Below are 15843 nucleotides of genomic sequence, written 5' to 3' on the forward strand. Positions count from 1 at the left end.
CTGTTCATATGTTCAAGTCTATTTCATTTGTTTGGAAAGCAATTCGACCGTGAAGCGCAGGCAAAGGCGGCCTTCACGCCGCACAGCGCGGCGCTTTCGGCGTTTTATCTGAAAAGTGCACCAGATTTAATTCGTTTGAAGAGGATCACAGATCTCATTGTTGCAGTTGAGAGCTGCTCAATTATACGTGTACTGTTCATTTGTTCGCGTAGTGATACCAATGTACAAGAAGACCCATCGAGGACTCGCACATGGATTACCCAGGCTCTGTTTTTTGCACCTGCTTCGACAATGCACCGCGTGCGTTGCCAACACCTGACACTCTCTTTCATCGCGCCCGGACCGGAGGTGCGTCGTGACCCAAACCACAATGACCGCAGTGGAGCAATCCGCGATTCGTAAGATCTCCTGGCGACTGGTGCCGTTCGTCGCCCTGATGTTTTTTATCAACTTCCTCGACCGTACGGCAATTTCGTTCGCCGGGCCGAATGGCATGATGCAGGACCTCGGCCTGACTGCCGTACAGTTCGGCCTCGCCTCCGGCATCTTTTTCATCGGCTATATCCTGCTGGAAGTGCCGAGCAACCTGGCCCTGCATCGCTTTGGTGCCCGCAGATGGCTGGCGCGCATCATGATCAGCTGGGGCATCGTGTCGCTGCTGTTCACCTGGGTCAGCAGCATTAATGGGCTCTATACCCTGCGCCTGCTGCTGGGCATCGCCGAGGCGGGCTTTTTCCCGGGCGCAATCCTCTATCTCAGCATGTGGGTACCGGCGCGCCATCGCAGCAAAATTCTGTCACTTTTTTACCTGGCGCAGCCGCTGACCGTGGTATTTGGCGCACCGCTGGCAGCGTCCTTCATTGAACAGCATGGCCTGTTTGGACTTGCGGGCTGGCGCGTGATGTTCCTCGGCGTCTCGATTCCGGCGATTTTGATCGGCATTGTGGCGCTGTTCTGGCTGGTGGATTCACCGCGGCAGGCGAAATGGCTGACGGCGGATGAGAAAAACTGGCTGACCCGTGAGCTGGATGCTGAGCATCAGGCCAAGCAGCACACCGGACACCAGGGCGTCCGCAGCATTCTGGGTAATGGTCGGGTCTGGATGCTGTGTCTGATCTACTTCGGTTTTATCTATGGCCTGTACGCGCTGGCTTTCTTCCTGCCGACTATCATCGGCGGCTTCCAGCAGCAGTTCGGCACCACCTTCAATGTGATGCAGAAAGGGTTGATCACCGGCGTCCCTTATCTGATTGCGGCAGTCGTGATGTTCTTCTGGTCCCGTGACGCCTCACGTCGTGGCTGCAAAACCTGGCATATCGCTATCCCGGCGGTGGCCGGTGGTATCAGCGTGCCGCTGGCGCTGTTCATGGACTCACCGTTCACCACCATCATGGTGATTGCGATTACCGCCAGCTCGATCTTTGCCGCCTTACCCAATTTCTGGACCTTACCGACGCAGTTTCTGACCGGTGCCTCTGCCGCGGCCGCTATCGCCCTGATCAATACGCTGGGCAATGTCGCAGGCTTCTCGGCGGGCTATATCACTGGCGCGCTGCACGATGCAACCAGCAGCTACACCGTACCGATGTTTGTGGTGGGCGGATTTATGCTGCTGTCAGCGGTGCTGATGCTGTTGCTGAATCGCAGTCGCCAGCAGGAACCGACCTCTCTAGCACAGGAGCAATTACCATGACTTACCTGTTTAACCAACCTTCAGCCTTCGCGGCTGAACTGATTGAAGGCTTTGTGGCCGCCAATGCCGATAAAGTGCGTCAGGTGCCTGGCGGAGTGGTACGCAACACCCGCAGCCAGCCGGGCAGCGTGGCGGTGGTGGTCGGCGGTGGCTCCGGCCACTATCCGGCGTTCGCCGGGTTGGTTGGGCAGGGTCTGGCGCACGGCGCGGCAATGGGTAACCTGTTCGCCTCGCCGTCGGCGCAGCAAATTTATAATGTGGCCCGCGCGGCAAACAATGGCGGCGGCGTATTACTGATGTTCGGCAACTACGCCGGTGACGTGCTGCATTTCGGTCAGGCCTGTGAGCGTCTGCGCGGCGAGGGTATTCCGTGCGACATTCTGGCGGTCACCGACGACATTTCCAGCGCCGGCATCGACGAGATTGAAAAGCGGCGCGGGGTGGCGGGGGATCTGACGGTATTCAAAGTCGCCTGTGCCGCCGCAGAAGCAGGCTATGCGCTGCCGGAGGTGCTGCGGGTGGCGCAGCATGCCAATAACCGCACCCGTTCATTTGGCGTGGCATTTTCTGGCTGTACCTTACCCGGCGCATCACATCCGCTGTTTGAAGTTGAAAAAGGGCGGATGGCGCTGGGCCTGGGGATTCATGGCGAACCGGGCATCAAAGAGACGGAGGTGCCAACCGCCGATGAGATGGCTGACATCTTTGTCAGCCGGCTGCTCAGCGAACTGCCGCCGGGCGTCAGCCAGACGGCGGGACAGCGGGTGGCGGTAATTCTTAACGGTCTCGGCACGGTGAAATATGAAGAGCTGTTTGTGGTCTACCGGCGGGTGGCGCAACTGCTTGAGGCGGCGCGGCTGCAGATCGTCGAGCCGGACGTCGGTGAATTCGTCACCAGCTTCAATATGGCCGGTGCCTCACTGACCTTGATGTGGCTGGATGATGAGCTGGAAACCTTCTGGCGCGCCCCGGCGAATGCGCCGGCCTATCGCAAAGGCAGCGTTATCGTTGCCGAACCGCTGGGTCAGGAGGCCACGCAGGCGCAGGCGGAAGAGAGTCTGCCTGTCGCCAGCGCCGCCTCACAGCAGAGCGCACAACAGGTGCTGCAACTGCTGGAGGCGGTGGCCACGATGCTGCAACGCAACGCCGAAAAACTGGGAGATATTGATGCGGTCGCCGGCGATGGCGATCACGGCATCGGCATGGAACGCGGCGTGTTGGGCGCGGTGGAAAAGGCGCGTCAAGTCGCAGCCCGGGGCGCCGGTGCCGGCACGCTGTTATGCCGTGCTGCGGATGCCTGGGCAGACAAAGCGGGCGGCACCTCTGGCGCACTGTGGGGCGTAGCGCTGACCGCCATCGGAACCGCTATCGGTGATAATCAGACGCCGGACGCTGCGCGAATCGCCAGAGGCGTACGACAGGCGCAGGAAGGGATTCAGCACTTTGGTAAAGCGCGGGTCGGCGACAAGACCATGGTTGATGTGCTGGTGCCGTTCAGCGACAGCCTGAATGCGGCCGTCGCACGCGGTGCCTCGCTGACGGACGCCTGGCACGAAGCTGCGCGCGTGGCTGACCAGGCGGCGCAGGCCACGGCACAACTGCTGCCTAAAATGGGTCGCGCCCGTCCGCTGGCCGAAAAAAGTCTCGGTACGCCCGATGCAGGAGCCATTTCGCTGGCAATGATTGTTAATACGGTGGCTGATTTGTTGAAAGATCACGCGACCGCCGGGCAGGGAGTCTGAGCATGACACAACCTGCTCTGTGGCTGGGTGTCAGCCTGAAAATGTACTTCAGCTACCAGCAAACTCTCGACTGGTGCCACGAAGTCGCCGCGCTGGCGCGTCGACATCCGGCGATTCAGCGTGGCGATATCGGGCTGTTCGTCCTGCCTGCCTATCCGGCGATTCCGGCGGTTGCCGCTATTTTTGCCGATACCCCGGTGCGCGTTGGCGGCCAGGATGTTTGCCAGGCCGAAAACGGTGCCTGGACCGGCGAAGTCAGTGCCAGCATGTTGCAGGAACTCGGCTGCAGCCTGGCTGAGATTGGTCACGCCGAACGCCGCCGCCATTTCCATGAAGATGCCGCGCAGATTGCCGCCAAGGTGGCGATGTCGCTCCGCCACGGCCTGACCCCGGTGTTGTGCATCGGTGAAACGCAACAGGGTGAACCGTCACAGGCGATCGCCCTGTGTCAGCAGCAGCTGGCCGAGGCGCTGTCGCTGGCGCAGCAGCAGGGGCTGACCGGTACGCTATTTTTCGCCTGGGAACCACAGTGGGCGATTGGCGCACCGCAACCGGCTCCGGATCACTACATCCGCGCGGTCTGTGAAGGGCTACGCGAGCTGCCGTCGCCTGCGGGTATTACCCTGCAGGTGATCTACGGCGGCAGCGCCGGCCCCGGCTTGATTCAGCGCCTTGGCGGCGCGGTTGACGGCCTGTTCCTCGGCCGCTTTGCCCATGATCCTGCCGCGCTGGCGCAGATTATCGATGAGGCCAGCGCGTTGCTGGCGGAGCGTCTCTCATGAGCCAGATCGGACTCAGCACCTATGCCTTTTTCTGGCGCATGTCAGAGCGGGTCCCGCAGCCGCTGACGCTGGAGCAGATGCTGGAGCAGACCGCCGCGCTGGATTTGTCGCTGTTCCAGATTTGTGATTATCCGGCGATTGAGAGCTGGTCGGATGCTGACCTGCAACGGTTGCGGTTGCGGGCTGATGCGCTGGGCATCACGCTGGAGCTGGGGACTCGCGGGCTGGATACCGCCCATCTGCAACGCTACCTGCAGCTGGCACAGCTGCTCGGCGCGCAGGTGGTACGCTCCATGTTTTATACCGCCAGCCATCGACCGTCGCTGGAGCAAGCGGCACAGCTGATCGCCAGCGTGCTGCCGGACTATGCACGTCAGCAGGTGCGCCTATGTCTTGAAACCTACGAGCAGGTCAAAACCGCTGACCTGATGTCAGTGATTAACCGCTTTTCATCGCCGTGGCTGGCGGTCTGTCTCGATCCGGCCAACTGCGTCGCCGGGCTGGAGTTACCTGAACAGGTTATCGCGCAGACTGCGGCACGTGTCGGCAATCTTCACATCAAAGACTTTGCCTTTACCCGGCGTGACGGCTGGGTTGGCTTCACCTATGCCGGTTGCCCGATGGGCGAAGGCTTACTGGATTATGACCAGATGATCGCCAGCGTGCGCCCGGCCGAAAGGGGCATTAACCAGATTATTGAACACTGGTTGCCATGGCAGGAGGACGCCGCTACCACCTGTCAGCGTGAGGCGGAGTGGACAGCGCGCAGCGTGGAATTCTTACGTAGTAAACAAAATCGGGAGTAATAATAATGAATCAACTGAAAACCCTTACTGTGATTGGCGCCGGCGGCAAAATGGGCATGCGCATTTCAGCCAACTTCCAGAAAAGCGATTACCAGGTCTTTTACTGCGAGAATTCACCCGCTGCACAGCAGCAGGTTACTCAACAGGGCCGTGAGCTTTCAGATGCCGATTCGGTGGTGCCGTTAAGCGACGTCGTCATTCTGGCGGTGCCGGACATCGTGCTGGGTAAGGTCTCTGAAGCGGTCGTGCCGCAGATGAAGCCAGGCGCGGTACTGTTAACGCTCGATCCGGCGGCCGCTTATGCCAACCTGATCTTCCAGCGTGACGATATCGACTATGCGGTGGCGCATCCGTGTCACCCGTCCGTTTTCCTTGAGCGCTACACCAAAGAAGAGCACGCCGACGCGTTTGGCGGAATTGCAGCTATTCAGCATGTGGCCGCCGCCTGGGAAGCGGGCAGTGAGGCGCAGCGCGACGAACTCAGCAAGGTTATCCGCGTGATGTATGGTCCGGTGGAGCAGGTGCACTGGGTGACCGTAACGCAGCTGGCCTACCTTGAGCCGACGCTGGTGGAGACCGTTGCCTGCATGGTCGGGGCCTTTATGAAAGAGGCGCTGGACGAAACGGTTAAGCACAGTGGCGTACCGGAAGAGGCCGCAAAGGCGATGCTCTACGGGCATATCCAGATTGCGCTGGCGGTGGCGTTCCGCGCCACCAATCCGTTCTCTGATGCCTGCATGATCGCCATGGAGTATGGACGCGAGAAGATTGTGAAGCCTGACTGGAAGCAGATTTTCGAGCAGAAAGAGCTGGATATCGTGATTGCCCGCATGCTGAAAATCGACGCGATTCGTCGCTAATCTGTGACACTGCTAGCGGCTCGCCGCGTCAATGCCTGGCGAGGTGAGCCGTATCAATGGTATAAATTCCCTCCTGAAACGCCTGTGCTTAGTCAGGTAACTCACTGCGAGACAGATAACGCATGGAAAAACACACGCTTTCTCAGGACTCCGAACTGCTGACCGAAATCGCAGTCGCCTATTATCAGGACGAAATTACCCAGGAAGAGATTGCGCGTAAGTTTGGCATTTCACGCATCAAAGTCGGACGGCTGCTGAAGCGCGCCAGGGAAGAGGGCATTGTTGAAATCAACGTGCGTTACCACCCGGTGTTCAGTACCCGTCTTGAGCAACAGCTGCTTGACCGCTTCCCCCACTTACAGCGCGCGCTGATCGCCCTCGACCTGCAGGACAACGATGAGCAGCGACGTCAGGTGGCGGCGCTGGTCTCCTCCTGGCTGGAGCAATCACTTAAAGAGAATTCGGTCGTGGCGGTCGGGCAGGGACGCAATGTGGCGGCTGTCGCCGACCATCCGGGTCAGGTACCGACGCGTAACTGTCACTTTATCAGCGGTATCGGCGGCACGCACCGCCCCGGTGATGCGATCAATGCCGACCATATCAGCCGTCGTCTGGCGAAGAAATTTGGTGGCATCAGCGAAACGCTCTACGCCCCGGCTTATGTTGAAGATCGGGCGCTGAAAGAGGCGTTTATGCAAAACGGCACGATTAAAGAGACGCTGGATCGGGCGCGCAAAGCCGACTTTGCCCTGGTCGGCATTGGCGACATGAATGAAAACAGCTATATGGTGAAATTAGGCTGGTTTACGCCGCATGAAATTATCGACGCCAGTCTGAATCAGGGCGTGACGGGCGATATTGCCGGCTATGATTTTTTCAATTCGCAGGGACAGCACGTCGATACCGTAATGAACGATCGGGTGATTGGTCTGAGCATTGATGAGCTGCGCAAGATCCCCTGCGTTATCGCCATCGCCTCAGAGAACACCAAAGCAATGGCGATTCTCGGTGCGTTGCGTACCGGTGCCATCGACATTATCGCCACCACGGCGCAAAACATCCGCACTCTGCTGAACATGACGCAGAAAACGGAGTAATCGCCGGGCAGGCACGCAGCTTATGCGGCTGCGTGCCTGAGTGGTTACTCTTCCTGCAGCGAGTAGGGCAGCGGCTGAATCGTCAGCTGTCCGCCTTCATCACCCTCAACCCGCAGCACGCTATCCGGCTCCAGATCGTTATTCATCACCACCTGCACCCAACTGACACCGTCATCCAGCTGCACTGCCGCCAGCACGCTGCCGGTACGACGCCAGCGCTCACCCATCCGGAGTTCCAGCGCCGTATTTGCCGCTGGCAGATGGCTGGCCTGGCCCGCCAGCCAGTAGAGCGCGCGTTTGTTCGCACCGCGGTATTTGGCCCGCGCCACCATCTCCTGACCGGTATAGCAGCCTTTTTTAAAGCTGATGGCGTCCAGCGCCTGCAGGTTGGTGGCCTGGGGAATAAACTGCACGCTGGTGGCGGGATCAATCACCGGAATGCCGGCTTCAATGTCCAGCGCCAGCCACTGCTGACTATCATTTAACTGTGCATCATCCGCCAGTTTCTGCTGCAGTGATTCGGCCTGGGCCAGCGAGGTAACGATCAGGAAACGCTCTGCCGGATGCGCGAACCACAGCAGCGTCGTTTCTCCCTGCTGCACCACCGGGGTTTCGCTGTCGGGCAGCTGTTCAAACAGGTTGGCCAGCGCAGCGCGTGCCTGAAAACCAGCCACGCCGAGTAACACTGCCTCATCGTCGGCCGCCAGCGTCACTTTAGAGAACACCGCATATTTCTTTAATTCGCTCAGTTGGGTGTCGCGCAGTTCACGACGAACCAGGTAGGCGTAGCCTTCGCCACGATGGAACAGACGCAGGTTGCTCCACATCTTGCCTTTAGCATCACAGTGGGCGGCGGGCAGATGGTGCGCAGCATCCAGCGCGGCGACGTCCAGCGTCAGCTGACCCTGCAGGTAGGAGGTGCTGTCGGGACCGAAGACGGAAACCAGCGCCCAGGCATCCAGTGAAATCAGCGTTAACGGCAGACGGGACGAGGCTGCAGGCTGGCGCGGCGGTAAGGTAAAGGTTGGCATGGAGATATCCTGAGTAAGAGGGTTCATCCGAAAAGATATCCTCAATGTTAAAAGAGCCGACTGGCAATGCAACCTGTTTACCGATAACGGCGCACAAATCGCGTGATAACCCTGAAAAAATGCGGCTTGCTTTGCGGCCGATTGCACAGTGTGTTGCGCTGCGCCTGCAGCCCGCCACAATCCAGGTTACACTAGCCGCCATGTTGTGAACTGTGGAAACTGACGCATGGATATCAATGATAAATCACGTATTCAGTGGGCCTGCCGCCGTGGCATGCTGGAGCTGGATGTCGCTATTATGCCGTTCTTTAAATATGAATATGACAGCCTGAACGACACCGATAAGCAGGTGTTTATCGCGCTGCTGAAGAGTGACGATCCCGACCTGTTTAACTGGTTGATGAACCACGGTGAACCCAGCGATCCTGAACTGAAGCGGATGGTTAACCTGATTCAGCAGCGTAACCGTGAACGCGGCCCCGTGGCAATGTAAGCTGCGGCCATCCCGCCTGGCGCGCGGCCTGCTGGGCGTCTGGCTGGGGGTGACGGTAACGGCTCTATTGCTGCTGACGCTGCCGGTCAGCGGATGGCTGATTAAACTGGCGATGATCGGACTGCTGCTGGCCGAAGGCTGGCGTAATCATCGACGGCTCAGTCAGCGGCGCGGTTCGCTTCAACGGGAAAGTGCGCAAATCTGGTGCTGGCAGGGTACACGCTGGCGGCCGACTCAGCCGCTGCGCTGGTTGCCGTTTGGCGTGCTGCTGGTGGCGAAAAGCGAGCAGGGCAAGACGCTGCGCTGGTGGCTGATGCAGGACAATATGCAGCCTGGCGAATGGCGGGCGTTACGCGCCTGCTGTTTCAGCGAGGTGCAACACTGACGGCGTCACTAGCGGCATCAGTTGCGGCGTCAGGGCCAAAAGCCACCCGCCGGACCACACCGTTTCGCGATTACAGCAGTTCGGCGGTTTCCGTTAACACCTGCTCGCACCACTGCTCGACGCGCTCGTCGGTGACCTCAAACTGATTCACATCATCGAGCGCCAGACCGACAAACTGCTTCCCATCGGCACTGAGCGGTTTCGGGCTGGTGAACTCGTACCCTTCCAGCGGCCAGTAACCCACAAAACGCACCCCCATCGGCTGCAATAGCTCATGCAGCATACCGAGCGCATCAAGGAACCATTCACCGTAGCCAATCTGATCGCCCATGCCGTACAGCGCCACAATCTTATTGCGCAGATTCAGGGTCGACAGCTGTGGCCAGATCGCTTCCCAGTCCTCCTGCAACTCGCCAAAATCCCAGGTCGGGATGCCCATGATCAGCAGATCGTACTGTTCCATCAGGCGCGGATCGTCATCTTTGACGTTGTGCAGGGTGACCAGCTCTTCGCCAATAAAATCGCGAATTTTCTCCGCTACGATTTCGGTGTAACAGGTACTGGAACCGTAAAAAAGACCGATTTTCATGCAGATAACACTCTGTAAATACTGACTTTGGCGCAATTGTACCAGAAGCGCCGTTGAATCAGGCATAATGAGCATGATTTTACAGCGAACGGCGGGGATAACGTGCAAGACAGCGAACTGACTGAACAGTTTCTCGATGCGCTCTGGATTGAACGCAATCTGGCGCAGAATACTCTCTCCTCCTATCGCCAGGATCTCCAGACGCTGACCAGCTGGCTGGCGCATCATAACCTGACGCTGCTCAGCGTGATGCCGCTGGATCTGCAGCAGTTTCTGGCCGAGCGGCTGGAGGGCGGTTACAAGGCGACCAGTTCAGCCCGGCTGCTGAGCGCTATGCGCCGCCTGTTTCAATACCTCTACCGCGAGAAGCTGCGCGCTGACGATCCCAGTGCGCTGTTATCGGCACCAAAACTGCCGCAGCGGCTGCCGAAAGATCTCAGTGAAGCGCAGGTTGAACGCTTGCTACAGGCACCAAATATCGACATCCCGCTGGAGCTGCGCGACAAAGCGATGCTGGAGTTACTCTACGCCACCGGTTTGCGTGTTTCTGAGCTGGTCGGCCTGACGCTGAGTGATATCAGCCTGCGCCAGGGTGTGGTGCGGGTAATCGGCAAAGGCGATAAAGAGCGTCTTGTGCCGTTAGGTGAAGAAGCGGTTTACTGGCTGGAGCATTATCTGGAACATGGGCGTCCGTGGTTGCTCAACGGACAGACGCTGGACGTGATGTTCCCGAGCAACCGGGCGCAGCAGATGACGCGGCAGACCTTCTGGCACCGCATCAAGCATTACGCCACGCTGGCCGGCATCGACAGTGAAAAATTGTCGCCCCATGTGATGCGCCATGCGTTTGCTACCCATCTGCTGAACCACGGTGCCGATCTGCGTGTCGTACAGATGTTGCTGGGACACAGCGATCTCTCCACCACCCAAATTTATACGCATGTCGCCACCGAGCGCCTGCGTCAGTTGCATCAACAACATCATCCGCGGGCCTGATCTGCGGGAATAAGGAAAGAGATGAACAAGCATTTTGCCATGCTGGCGCTGTTAGCCAGTGCCTTTTCCGGTCTGGCGCAGGCCGATGACAGCGCCATTCAGCAATCATTGAAAAAGCTCGGCTTAAATCAGACTGAGATTACCTCATCGCCGCTGCCGGGCTTTAAAACCGTGCTGTCGGAAAGCGGCGTGCTCTACGTGACCGATGATGGCAAACACATGATTCAGGGCCCGCTGTATGACGTCAGCGGTGCGCAACCGGTCAACGTAACCAATAAGCTGCTCGATAAAAAAGTCGAGGCGCTGGTGCCGGAAATGATCGTCTACAAAGCACCGAAAGAGCAGCATGTGGTGACGGTGTTTACCGACATTACCTGTGGCTACTGCCGCAAACTGCATGAGCAGATGGCGGACTACAATGCGCTGGGTATCACCGTGCGCTACCTGGCGTTCCCACGTGAAGGACTGCATGGTCAGATTGAAGGCGCGATGAAAGCGATCTGGTGCAGCGCCGATCGTAATAAAGCCTTTGATGATGCGATGAAGGGCGATGCGCCGAAAATGACCGCGCCTGACAGCTGCAAAATCAATATTGAACAGCATTACAAGCTCGGGGTGCTGTTTGGCATTCAGGGCACGCCAGCCATCCTGACCGACAGCGGCATGATGATTCCGGGCTATCAGGGTCCGCAGGAGCTGAAGCAGGTACTGGATAATCAAAAACGTGGTGGTTAATCGGTGGTAAAAAACGAAGTGGAACTGCGTCGCCGTGAGGTGACGGTCGAAGATGCGCTGCCGGCAACCCTGCCGCCGCTGCTGAAACGTCTTTATCTGCAGCGCGGGGTACGCGACGCGGCTGAGCTGGAGCGCGGCGCGAAAAACCTGCTGCCGTTCCAGGCGCTGAGCGGAATCGATAGCGCGGTAGCGTTGCTGCATCAGGCGCTGCTCGATGGCCGTCGCATTATGGTGGTGGGCGATTTTGATGCCGACGGCGCGACCAGTACCGCGCTGACGGTGATGGCGCTGCGCAGCATGGGCGGCAGCAACGTGCAGTATCTGGTGCCGAACCGCTTCGAAGATGGCTATGGTCTCAGTCCGGAAGTGGTTGAACAGGCGCGTGCGCGCGGTGCGGCGATGATCCTGACGGTGGATAACGGCATCTCGTCGCATGCTGGCGTGGCATGTGCACATCAGCACGGCATTCCGGTGCTGATCACCGATCACCACCTGCCGGGTGAGACCCTGCCGGCGGCGGAAGCGATCGTCAATCCTAACCTGGCGGACTGCAATTTTCCTTCCCGCGCGCTGGCCGGTGTCGGCGTCGCCTTTTATCTGATGCTGGCCCTGCGCGCTTATCTGCGGACGCAGGGCTGGTTCGGCACAACCCGCAGCGAACCCAATCTGGCTGAACTGCTGGATCTGGTGGCGCTTGGCACGGTGGCCGATGTGGTGCCGCTCGACGTCAATAACCGCATTCTGGTGTGGCAGGGACTGAGCCGGATTCGCGCCGGTAAATGCCGTCCCGGCATTCGTGCGCTGCTGGAGATTGCCAACCGCGATGCGCGCCAGCTGGCGGCCAGCGATCTCGGCTTTGCGCTTGGACCACGGCTCAATGCGGCAGGGCGGCTGGATGATATGTCAGTCGGGGTGGCGTTACTGATGACCGACGATCTCAGCCAGGCGCGGATGTTAGCCAGCGAACTGGATGCGCTCAACCAGACGCGTAAAGAGATTGAGCAGGGCATGCAGAGCGAAGCGCTGGCACTGTGTCAGGCGCTGGAACGTGAACAGAGCGACCTGCCGCTGGGGCTGGCATTTTATCATCCGGAGTGGCATCAGGGCGTGGTCGGGATTCTGGCCTCGCGGCTGAAAGAGCGCTTTCATCGCCCGGTGATTGCCTTTGCGCCAGCCGGTGACGGCACGCTGAAAGGCTCCGGCCGCTCGATTGCCGGTCTGCATCTGCGTGATGCGCTGGAGCGGCTCGATACGCTGAATCCAGGGCTGATGCTGAAGTTTGGCGGCCATGCAATGGCGGCGGGACTGTCGCTGGAAACCGCACGCTATGAGGAGTTTCGCCAGCGTTTTGCCGAACTGGTCGGCGAATGGCTGGATGGCGAATCGCTGCAGGGCATCATCTGGTCCGATGGCGCGCTGCAGCCGCAGGAATTTTCCCTGCAGACCGCTGAGATGCTGCGTGAAGCGGGCCCCTGGGGCCAGGCGTTCCCGGAGCCAGCGTTCGACGGCAAATTTAAGCTGTTACAGCAGCGGCTGGTCGGCGAGCGGCATCTGAAAGTGATGGTGGAACCGCTGGGCGGCGGCCCGCTGATTGATGGCATCGCCTTCAATGTCGATTCCACACTGTGGCCCGACACCAGCGTACGTCAGGTCGAGCTGGCCTACAAACTGGATATCAATGAATATCGCGGGAACCGTTCGGTGCAGCTGATCATTGATCATCTCTGGCCGATTAACTGACCTCTGGCGGCGGTCGTGCGGCAGCGCGCGGCCGCCCGCCGGGCTCAGGACCGCCTTCTTTTCCTCTGGTGAAACACCACTCGCCACGCGGTTAATCGATCGCCGCGCCACCACCGCATCAGCGCTACAAACTGTCGTCAGTTTCGGGTAAACTTATGCGTTAATTTTCCTGTCCCATCGAACGCAAAAAAGACGCTAAAGCCATGTTTGAAATCAACCCGGTCAAAAACCGTATTCAGGACCTCAGTGAGCGCAGCGACGTTCTTCGGGGGTATCTTTGACTACGATGCCAAGAAAGAACGCCTCGAAGAAGTAAACGCCGAGCTGGAACAGCCAGACGTGTGGAACGAACCGGAACGCGCCCAGGCACTAGGCAAAGAGCGCTCCTCGCTTGAAGCGATTGTTGACACTCTCGATCAGATGACGCAAGGCCTGGAAGATGTCCAGGGTCTGCTGGAGCTGGCAGTCGAAGCGGACGACGAAGAGACGTTCAACGAAGCGGTGGCCGAGCTGGATGGCCTCGAAAGCAAACTGGGCGAACTCGAATTCCGCCGCATGTTCTCCGGTGAGTACGACAGCGCCGACTGCTATATCGATCTGCAGGCGGGCTCCGGCGGTACCGAAGCGCAGGACTGGGCCAGCATGCTGATGCGTATGTATCTGCGTTGGGCTGAAGCCCGCGGCTTCAAAACTGAAATTATTGAAGAGTCTGAAGGCGAAGTGGCGGGTATTAAATCCGTGACCATTCGTGTGTCAGGCGATTACGCCTTTGGCTGGTTGCGTACCGAAACCGGCGTGCATCGCCTGGTGCGTAAGAGCCCGTTCGACTCCGGCGGTCGTCGTCACACCTCCTTCAGCTCAGCCTTTATCTATCCGGAAGTGGATGACGATATTGATATCGACATCAACCCCGCCGATCTGCGCATTGACGTCTATCGCGCCTCCGGTGCCGGCGGTCAGCACGTTAACCGGACGGAATCTGCGGTACGTATTACCCATATTCCGACCGGCACCGTGACCCAGTGCCAGAACGACCGTTCTCAGCACAAGAACAAAGATCAGGCGATGAAGCAGATGAAGGCGAAGCTGTACGAGCTTGAGATGCAAAAGAAAAATGCTGAGAAACAGGCGCTGGAGGACAACAAGTCCGACATCGGCTGGGGCAGCCAGATCCGTTCTTACGTGCTCGACGATTCGCGCATTAAAGATCTGCGTACCGGTGTGGAAACGCGCAACACCCAGGCGGTGCTGGACGGCGATCTGGATCGATTCATTGAAGCTAGTTTAAAAGCAGGGTTATAAGGAACCGACATGTCTGAACAACAACCGCAGAGCGCTGACGCCGCACTTGAGTTAAACAACGAACTGAAAACGCGTCGCGAAAAGCTGAGCGCGCTGCGTGCAAATGGCGTGGCGTTTCCTAACGATTTCCGTCGTGACACCCTCTCGAACCAGCTGCATGAACGCTATGACGAGAAGAGCAACGAAGAACTGGAAGATCTGGGCATTGAAGTCAGCGTTGCCGGACGCATGATGACCCGTCGTATCATGGGTAAAGCGTCATTCGTTACCCTGCAGGACGTTGGCGGACGCATTCAGCTCTATGTCTCGCGTGACGATCTGGCCGAAGGGATCTACAACGAGCAGTTCAAAAAGTGGGACCTCGGCGATATCCTTGGCGCGCGCGGCAAGCTGTTCAAAACCAAAACCGGCGAACTGTCGATTCACTGTTCTGAGCTGCGTCTGCTGACCAAAGCCCTGCGTCCGTTACCGGATAAGTTCCACGGCCTGGCCGATCAGGAAACCCGTTATCGTCAGCGCTACCTCGATCTGATCGCCAACGATGAATCCCGTAACACCTTCAAAATTCGCTCGCAAATCATGGCCGGTATCCGCCAGTTCATGGTCAGCCGCGACTTTATGGAAGTGGAAACTCCGATGATGCAGGTGATCCCAGGCGGCGCATCGGCGCGTCCGTTTATCACCCATCACAATGCGCTGGACATCGATATGTACCTGCGTATTGCCCCGGAACTCTATCTGAAGCGTCTGGTGGTAGGGGGCTTTGATCGGGTGTTCGAGATCAACCGTAACTTCCGTAACGAAGGCATTTCGCCACGTCATAACCCTGAGTTCACCATGATGGAACTCTATATGGCGTATGCGGATTACAAAGATCTGATCGAGCTGACCGAAAGCCTGTTCCGTACGCTGGCACAGGATGTGTTGGGTACCACCGTGGTGCCGTATGGCGAACATCAGTTCGATTTCGGTAAGCCGTTTGAAAAACTGACGATGCGCGAAGCGATCAAGAAATACCGTCCGGAAACCGACCTGGCCGATCTGGAAGACTTTGATAAAGCGGTAGCGATCGCTGAATCGCTGCACATTAAAGTCGAGAAGAGCTGGGGACTGGGCCGTGTGGTCACCGAGATCTTCGAAGAGACGGCAGAAGCGCATCTGATTCAGCCAACCTTCATCACCGAATATCCGGCTGAAGTATCACCGCTGGCGCGTCGTAACGATCAGAATCCAGAGATCACCGATCGCTTTGAGTTCTTCATCGGCGGCCGTGAAATCGGTAACGGCTTCTCCGAGCTGAACGATGCGGAAGATCAGGCTGAGCGTTTCCTGCAGCAGGTGAATGCCAAAGATGCGGGCGATGACGAAGCGATGTTCTACGACGAAGATTACGTCACTGCGCTGGAACACGGTCTGCCGCCTACTGCGGGTCTCGGTATCGGTATCGACCGTATGGTCATGCTGTTTACCAACAGCCACACCATCCGCGACGTGATCCTGTTCCCGGCGCTGCGTCCGGGCAGCAAGTAAGTCACTTTGCGTTAAGCAGAATGCAGAAAGGCCGGAGACTCCGGCCTTTTTTTTCGTCGCTG

15 protein-coding genes are annotated in these 15843 nt (G+C 58.4%); 13 read left to right on the top strand and 2 right to left on the bottom strand.

Features of this window, described 5'->3' with window-relative positions:
* Positions 1-370 precede the first annotated feature (370 nt).
* The 6 genes from ABIB18_RS15620 to ABIB18_RS15645 all read left to right on the top strand — a co-directional run bounded on the left by ABIB18_RS15620 (position 371) and on the right by ABIB18_RS15645 (position 6980).
* Positions 371-1693 (top strand): MFS transporter, encoded by a 1323-nt coding sequence (locus tag ABIB18_RS15620; protein WP_354474818.1) that lies wholly within the window; start codon positions 371-373, stop codon positions 1691-1693.
* Positions 1690-3435, top strand: coding sequence for a dihydroxyacetone kinase family protein (locus ABIB18_RS15625; RefSeq protein WP_046289227.1), 1746 nt, complete (start codon positions 1690-1692; stop codon positions 3433-3435). Before ABIB18_RS15620 ends, ABIB18_RS15625 begins: the two co-directional genes overlap by 4 nt.
* Before the next feature lie 2 nt (positions 3436-3437).
* Positions 3438-4217, top strand: a complete 780-nt coding sequence (locus tag ABIB18_RS15630) for a triose-phosphate isomerase family protein (RefSeq protein ID WP_089561210.1) — start codon at positions 3438-3440, stop codon at positions 4215-4217.
* On the top strand, positions 4214-5023 hold the full coding sequence (locus tag ABIB18_RS15635) for a sugar phosphate isomerase/epimerase family protein (protein WP_354474746.1): 810 nt from the start codon (positions 4214-4216) through the stop codon (positions 5021-5023). The genes ABIB18_RS15630 and ABIB18_RS15635 overlap by 4 nt, the downstream gene beginning before the upstream one ends.
* Before the next feature lie 2 nt (positions 5024-5025).
* Positions 5026-5883: a phosphogluconate dehydrogenase C-terminal domain-containing protein gene (locus tag ABIB18_RS15640; protein WP_122983626.1), complete on the top strand. Its 858-nt coding sequence runs from the start codon at positions 5026-5028 to the stop codon at positions 5881-5883.
* Between the two features lie 122 nt (positions 5884-6005).
* Positions 6006-6980: a sugar-binding transcriptional regulator gene (locus ABIB18_RS15645; RefSeq protein WP_046289226.1), complete on the top strand. Its 975-nt coding sequence runs from the start codon at positions 6006-6008 to the stop codon at positions 6978-6980.
* 44 nt (positions 6981-7024) lie between these two features.
* On the opposite strand, the gene ygfZ is transcribed toward ABIB18_RS15645, so the two are convergent.
* Positions 7025-8011, bottom strand: coding sequence for a tRNA-modifying protein YgfZ (gene ygfZ / locus ABIB18_RS15650; protein ID WP_031376215.1), 987 nt, complete (start codon positions 8009-8011; stop codon positions 7025-7027).
* 226 nt (positions 8012-8237) lie between these two features.
* Between ygfZ and sdhE the strand changes: the two genes are divergently transcribed.
* On the top strand, positions 8238-8504 hold the full coding sequence (sdhE, locus tag ABIB18_RS15655) for an FAD assembly factor SdhE (protein WP_031376214.1): 267 nt from the start codon (positions 8238-8240) through the stop codon (positions 8502-8504).
* Complete coding sequence (locus tag ABIB18_RS15660; RefSeq protein WP_031376213.1) at positions 8479-8889, top strand: protein YgfX; 411 nt, start codon at positions 8479-8481, stop codon at positions 8887-8889. Before sdhE ends, ABIB18_RS15660 begins: the two co-directional genes overlap by 26 nt.
* Before the next feature lie 70 nt (positions 8890-8959).
* Here the strand turns inward: ABIB18_RS15660 and fldB are convergent, their stop codons facing one another.
* The gene (gene fldB / locus ABIB18_RS15665; RefSeq protein WP_031376212.1) at positions 8960-9478 is read right to left on the bottom strand and encodes a flavodoxin FldB; all 519 of its coding nucleotides are present in this window, start codon (positions 9476-9478) and stop codon (positions 8960-8962) included.
* A 102-nt stretch (positions 9479-9580) separates the two neighbouring features.
* On the opposite strand from fldB, the gene xerD reads away from it, so the two are divergent.
* The 5 genes from xerD to lysS all read left to right on the top strand — a co-directional run bounded on the left by xerD (position 9581) and on the right by lysS (position 15781).
* A complete protein-coding gene (gene xerD, locus ABIB18_RS15670) occupies positions 9581-10474 on the top strand; it encodes a site-specific tyrosine recombinase XerD (RefSeq protein WP_031376211.1) in 894 nt (297 codons plus the stop codon).
* A 21-nt stretch (positions 10475-10495) separates the two neighbouring features.
* The gene (gene dsbC, locus ABIB18_RS15675) at positions 10496-11209 is read left to right on the top strand and encodes a bifunctional protein-disulfide isomerase/oxidoreductase DsbC (protein WP_031376210.1); all 714 of its coding nucleotides are present in this window, start codon (positions 10496-10498) and stop codon (positions 11207-11209) included.
* A gap of 3 nt (positions 11210-11212) precedes the next feature.
* Positions 11213-12949 carry a single-stranded-DNA-specific exonuclease RecJ gene (gene recJ, locus ABIB18_RS15680; protein WP_354474750.1) on the top strand — a complete coding sequence of 579 codons (1737 nt, stop codon included), beginning with the start codon at positions 11213-11215 and terminating at the stop codon, positions 12947-12949.
* Between the two features lie 203 nt (positions 12950-13152).
* A protein-coding gene (gene prfB / locus ABIB18_RS15685; RefSeq protein WP_122983627.1) for a peptide chain release factor 2 occupies positions 13153-14251 on the top strand; the annotation gives its coding sequence in 2 pieces (ribosomal slippage) (positions 13153-13227 and positions 13229-14251; 1098 coding nt in all).
* A gap of 9 nt (positions 14252-14260) precedes the next feature.
* Complete coding sequence (lysS, locus tag ABIB18_RS15690; protein WP_031376208.1) at positions 14261-15781, top strand: lysine--tRNA ligase; 1521 nt, start codon at positions 14261-14263, stop codon at positions 15779-15781.
* Positions 15782-15843 lie beyond the last annotated feature (62 nt).

Origin of the sequence: Pantoea sp. UYEF8 (genome assembly GCF_040546285.1) — a bacterium.
GTDB lineage: Bacteria > Pseudomonadota > Gammaproteobacteria > Enterobacterales > Enterobacteriaceae > Pantoea > Pantoea brenneri.

Excerpts from the sequence above, each read along its gene's own strand:
- ABIB18_RS15620 (WP_354474818.1), top strand. The coding sequence starts at position 371 with ATGACCGCAGTGGAGCAATCCGCGATTCGTAAGATCTCCTGGCGACTG.
- ABIB18_RS15625 (WP_046289227.1), top strand. The coding sequence starts at position 1,690 with ATGACTTACCTGTTTAACCAACCTTCAGCCTTCGCGGCTGAACTGATT.
- ABIB18_RS15630 (WP_089561210.1), top strand. The coding sequence starts at position 3,438 with ATGACACAACCTGCTCTGTGGCTGGGTGTCAGCCTGAAAATGTACTTC.
- ABIB18_RS15635 (WP_354474746.1), top strand. The coding sequence starts at position 4,214 with ATGAGCCAGATCGGACTCAGCACCTATGCCTTTTTCTGGCGCATGTCA.
- ABIB18_RS15645 (WP_046289226.1), top strand. The coding sequence starts at position 6,006 with ATGGAAAAACACACGCTTTCTCAGGACTCCGAACTGCTGACCGAAATC.
- ygfZ (WP_031376215.1), bottom strand. The coding sequence starts at position 8,011 with ATGCCAACCTTTACCTTACCGCCGCGCCAGCCTGCAGCCTCGTCCCGT.
- sdhE (WP_031376214.1), top strand. The coding sequence starts at position 8,238 with ATGGATATCAATGATAAATCACGTATTCAGTGGGCCTGCCGCCGTGGC.
- fldB (WP_031376212.1), bottom strand. The coding sequence starts at position 9,478 with ATGAAAATCGGTCTTTTTTACGGTTCCAGTACCTGTTACACCGAAATC.
- dsbC (WP_031376210.1), top strand. The coding sequence starts at position 10,496 with ATGAACAAGCATTTTGCCATGCTGGCGCTGTTAGCCAGTGCCTTTTCC.
- lysS (WP_031376208.1), top strand. The coding sequence starts at position 14,261 with ATGTCTGAACAACAACCGCAGAGCGCTGACGCCGCACTTGAGTTAAAC.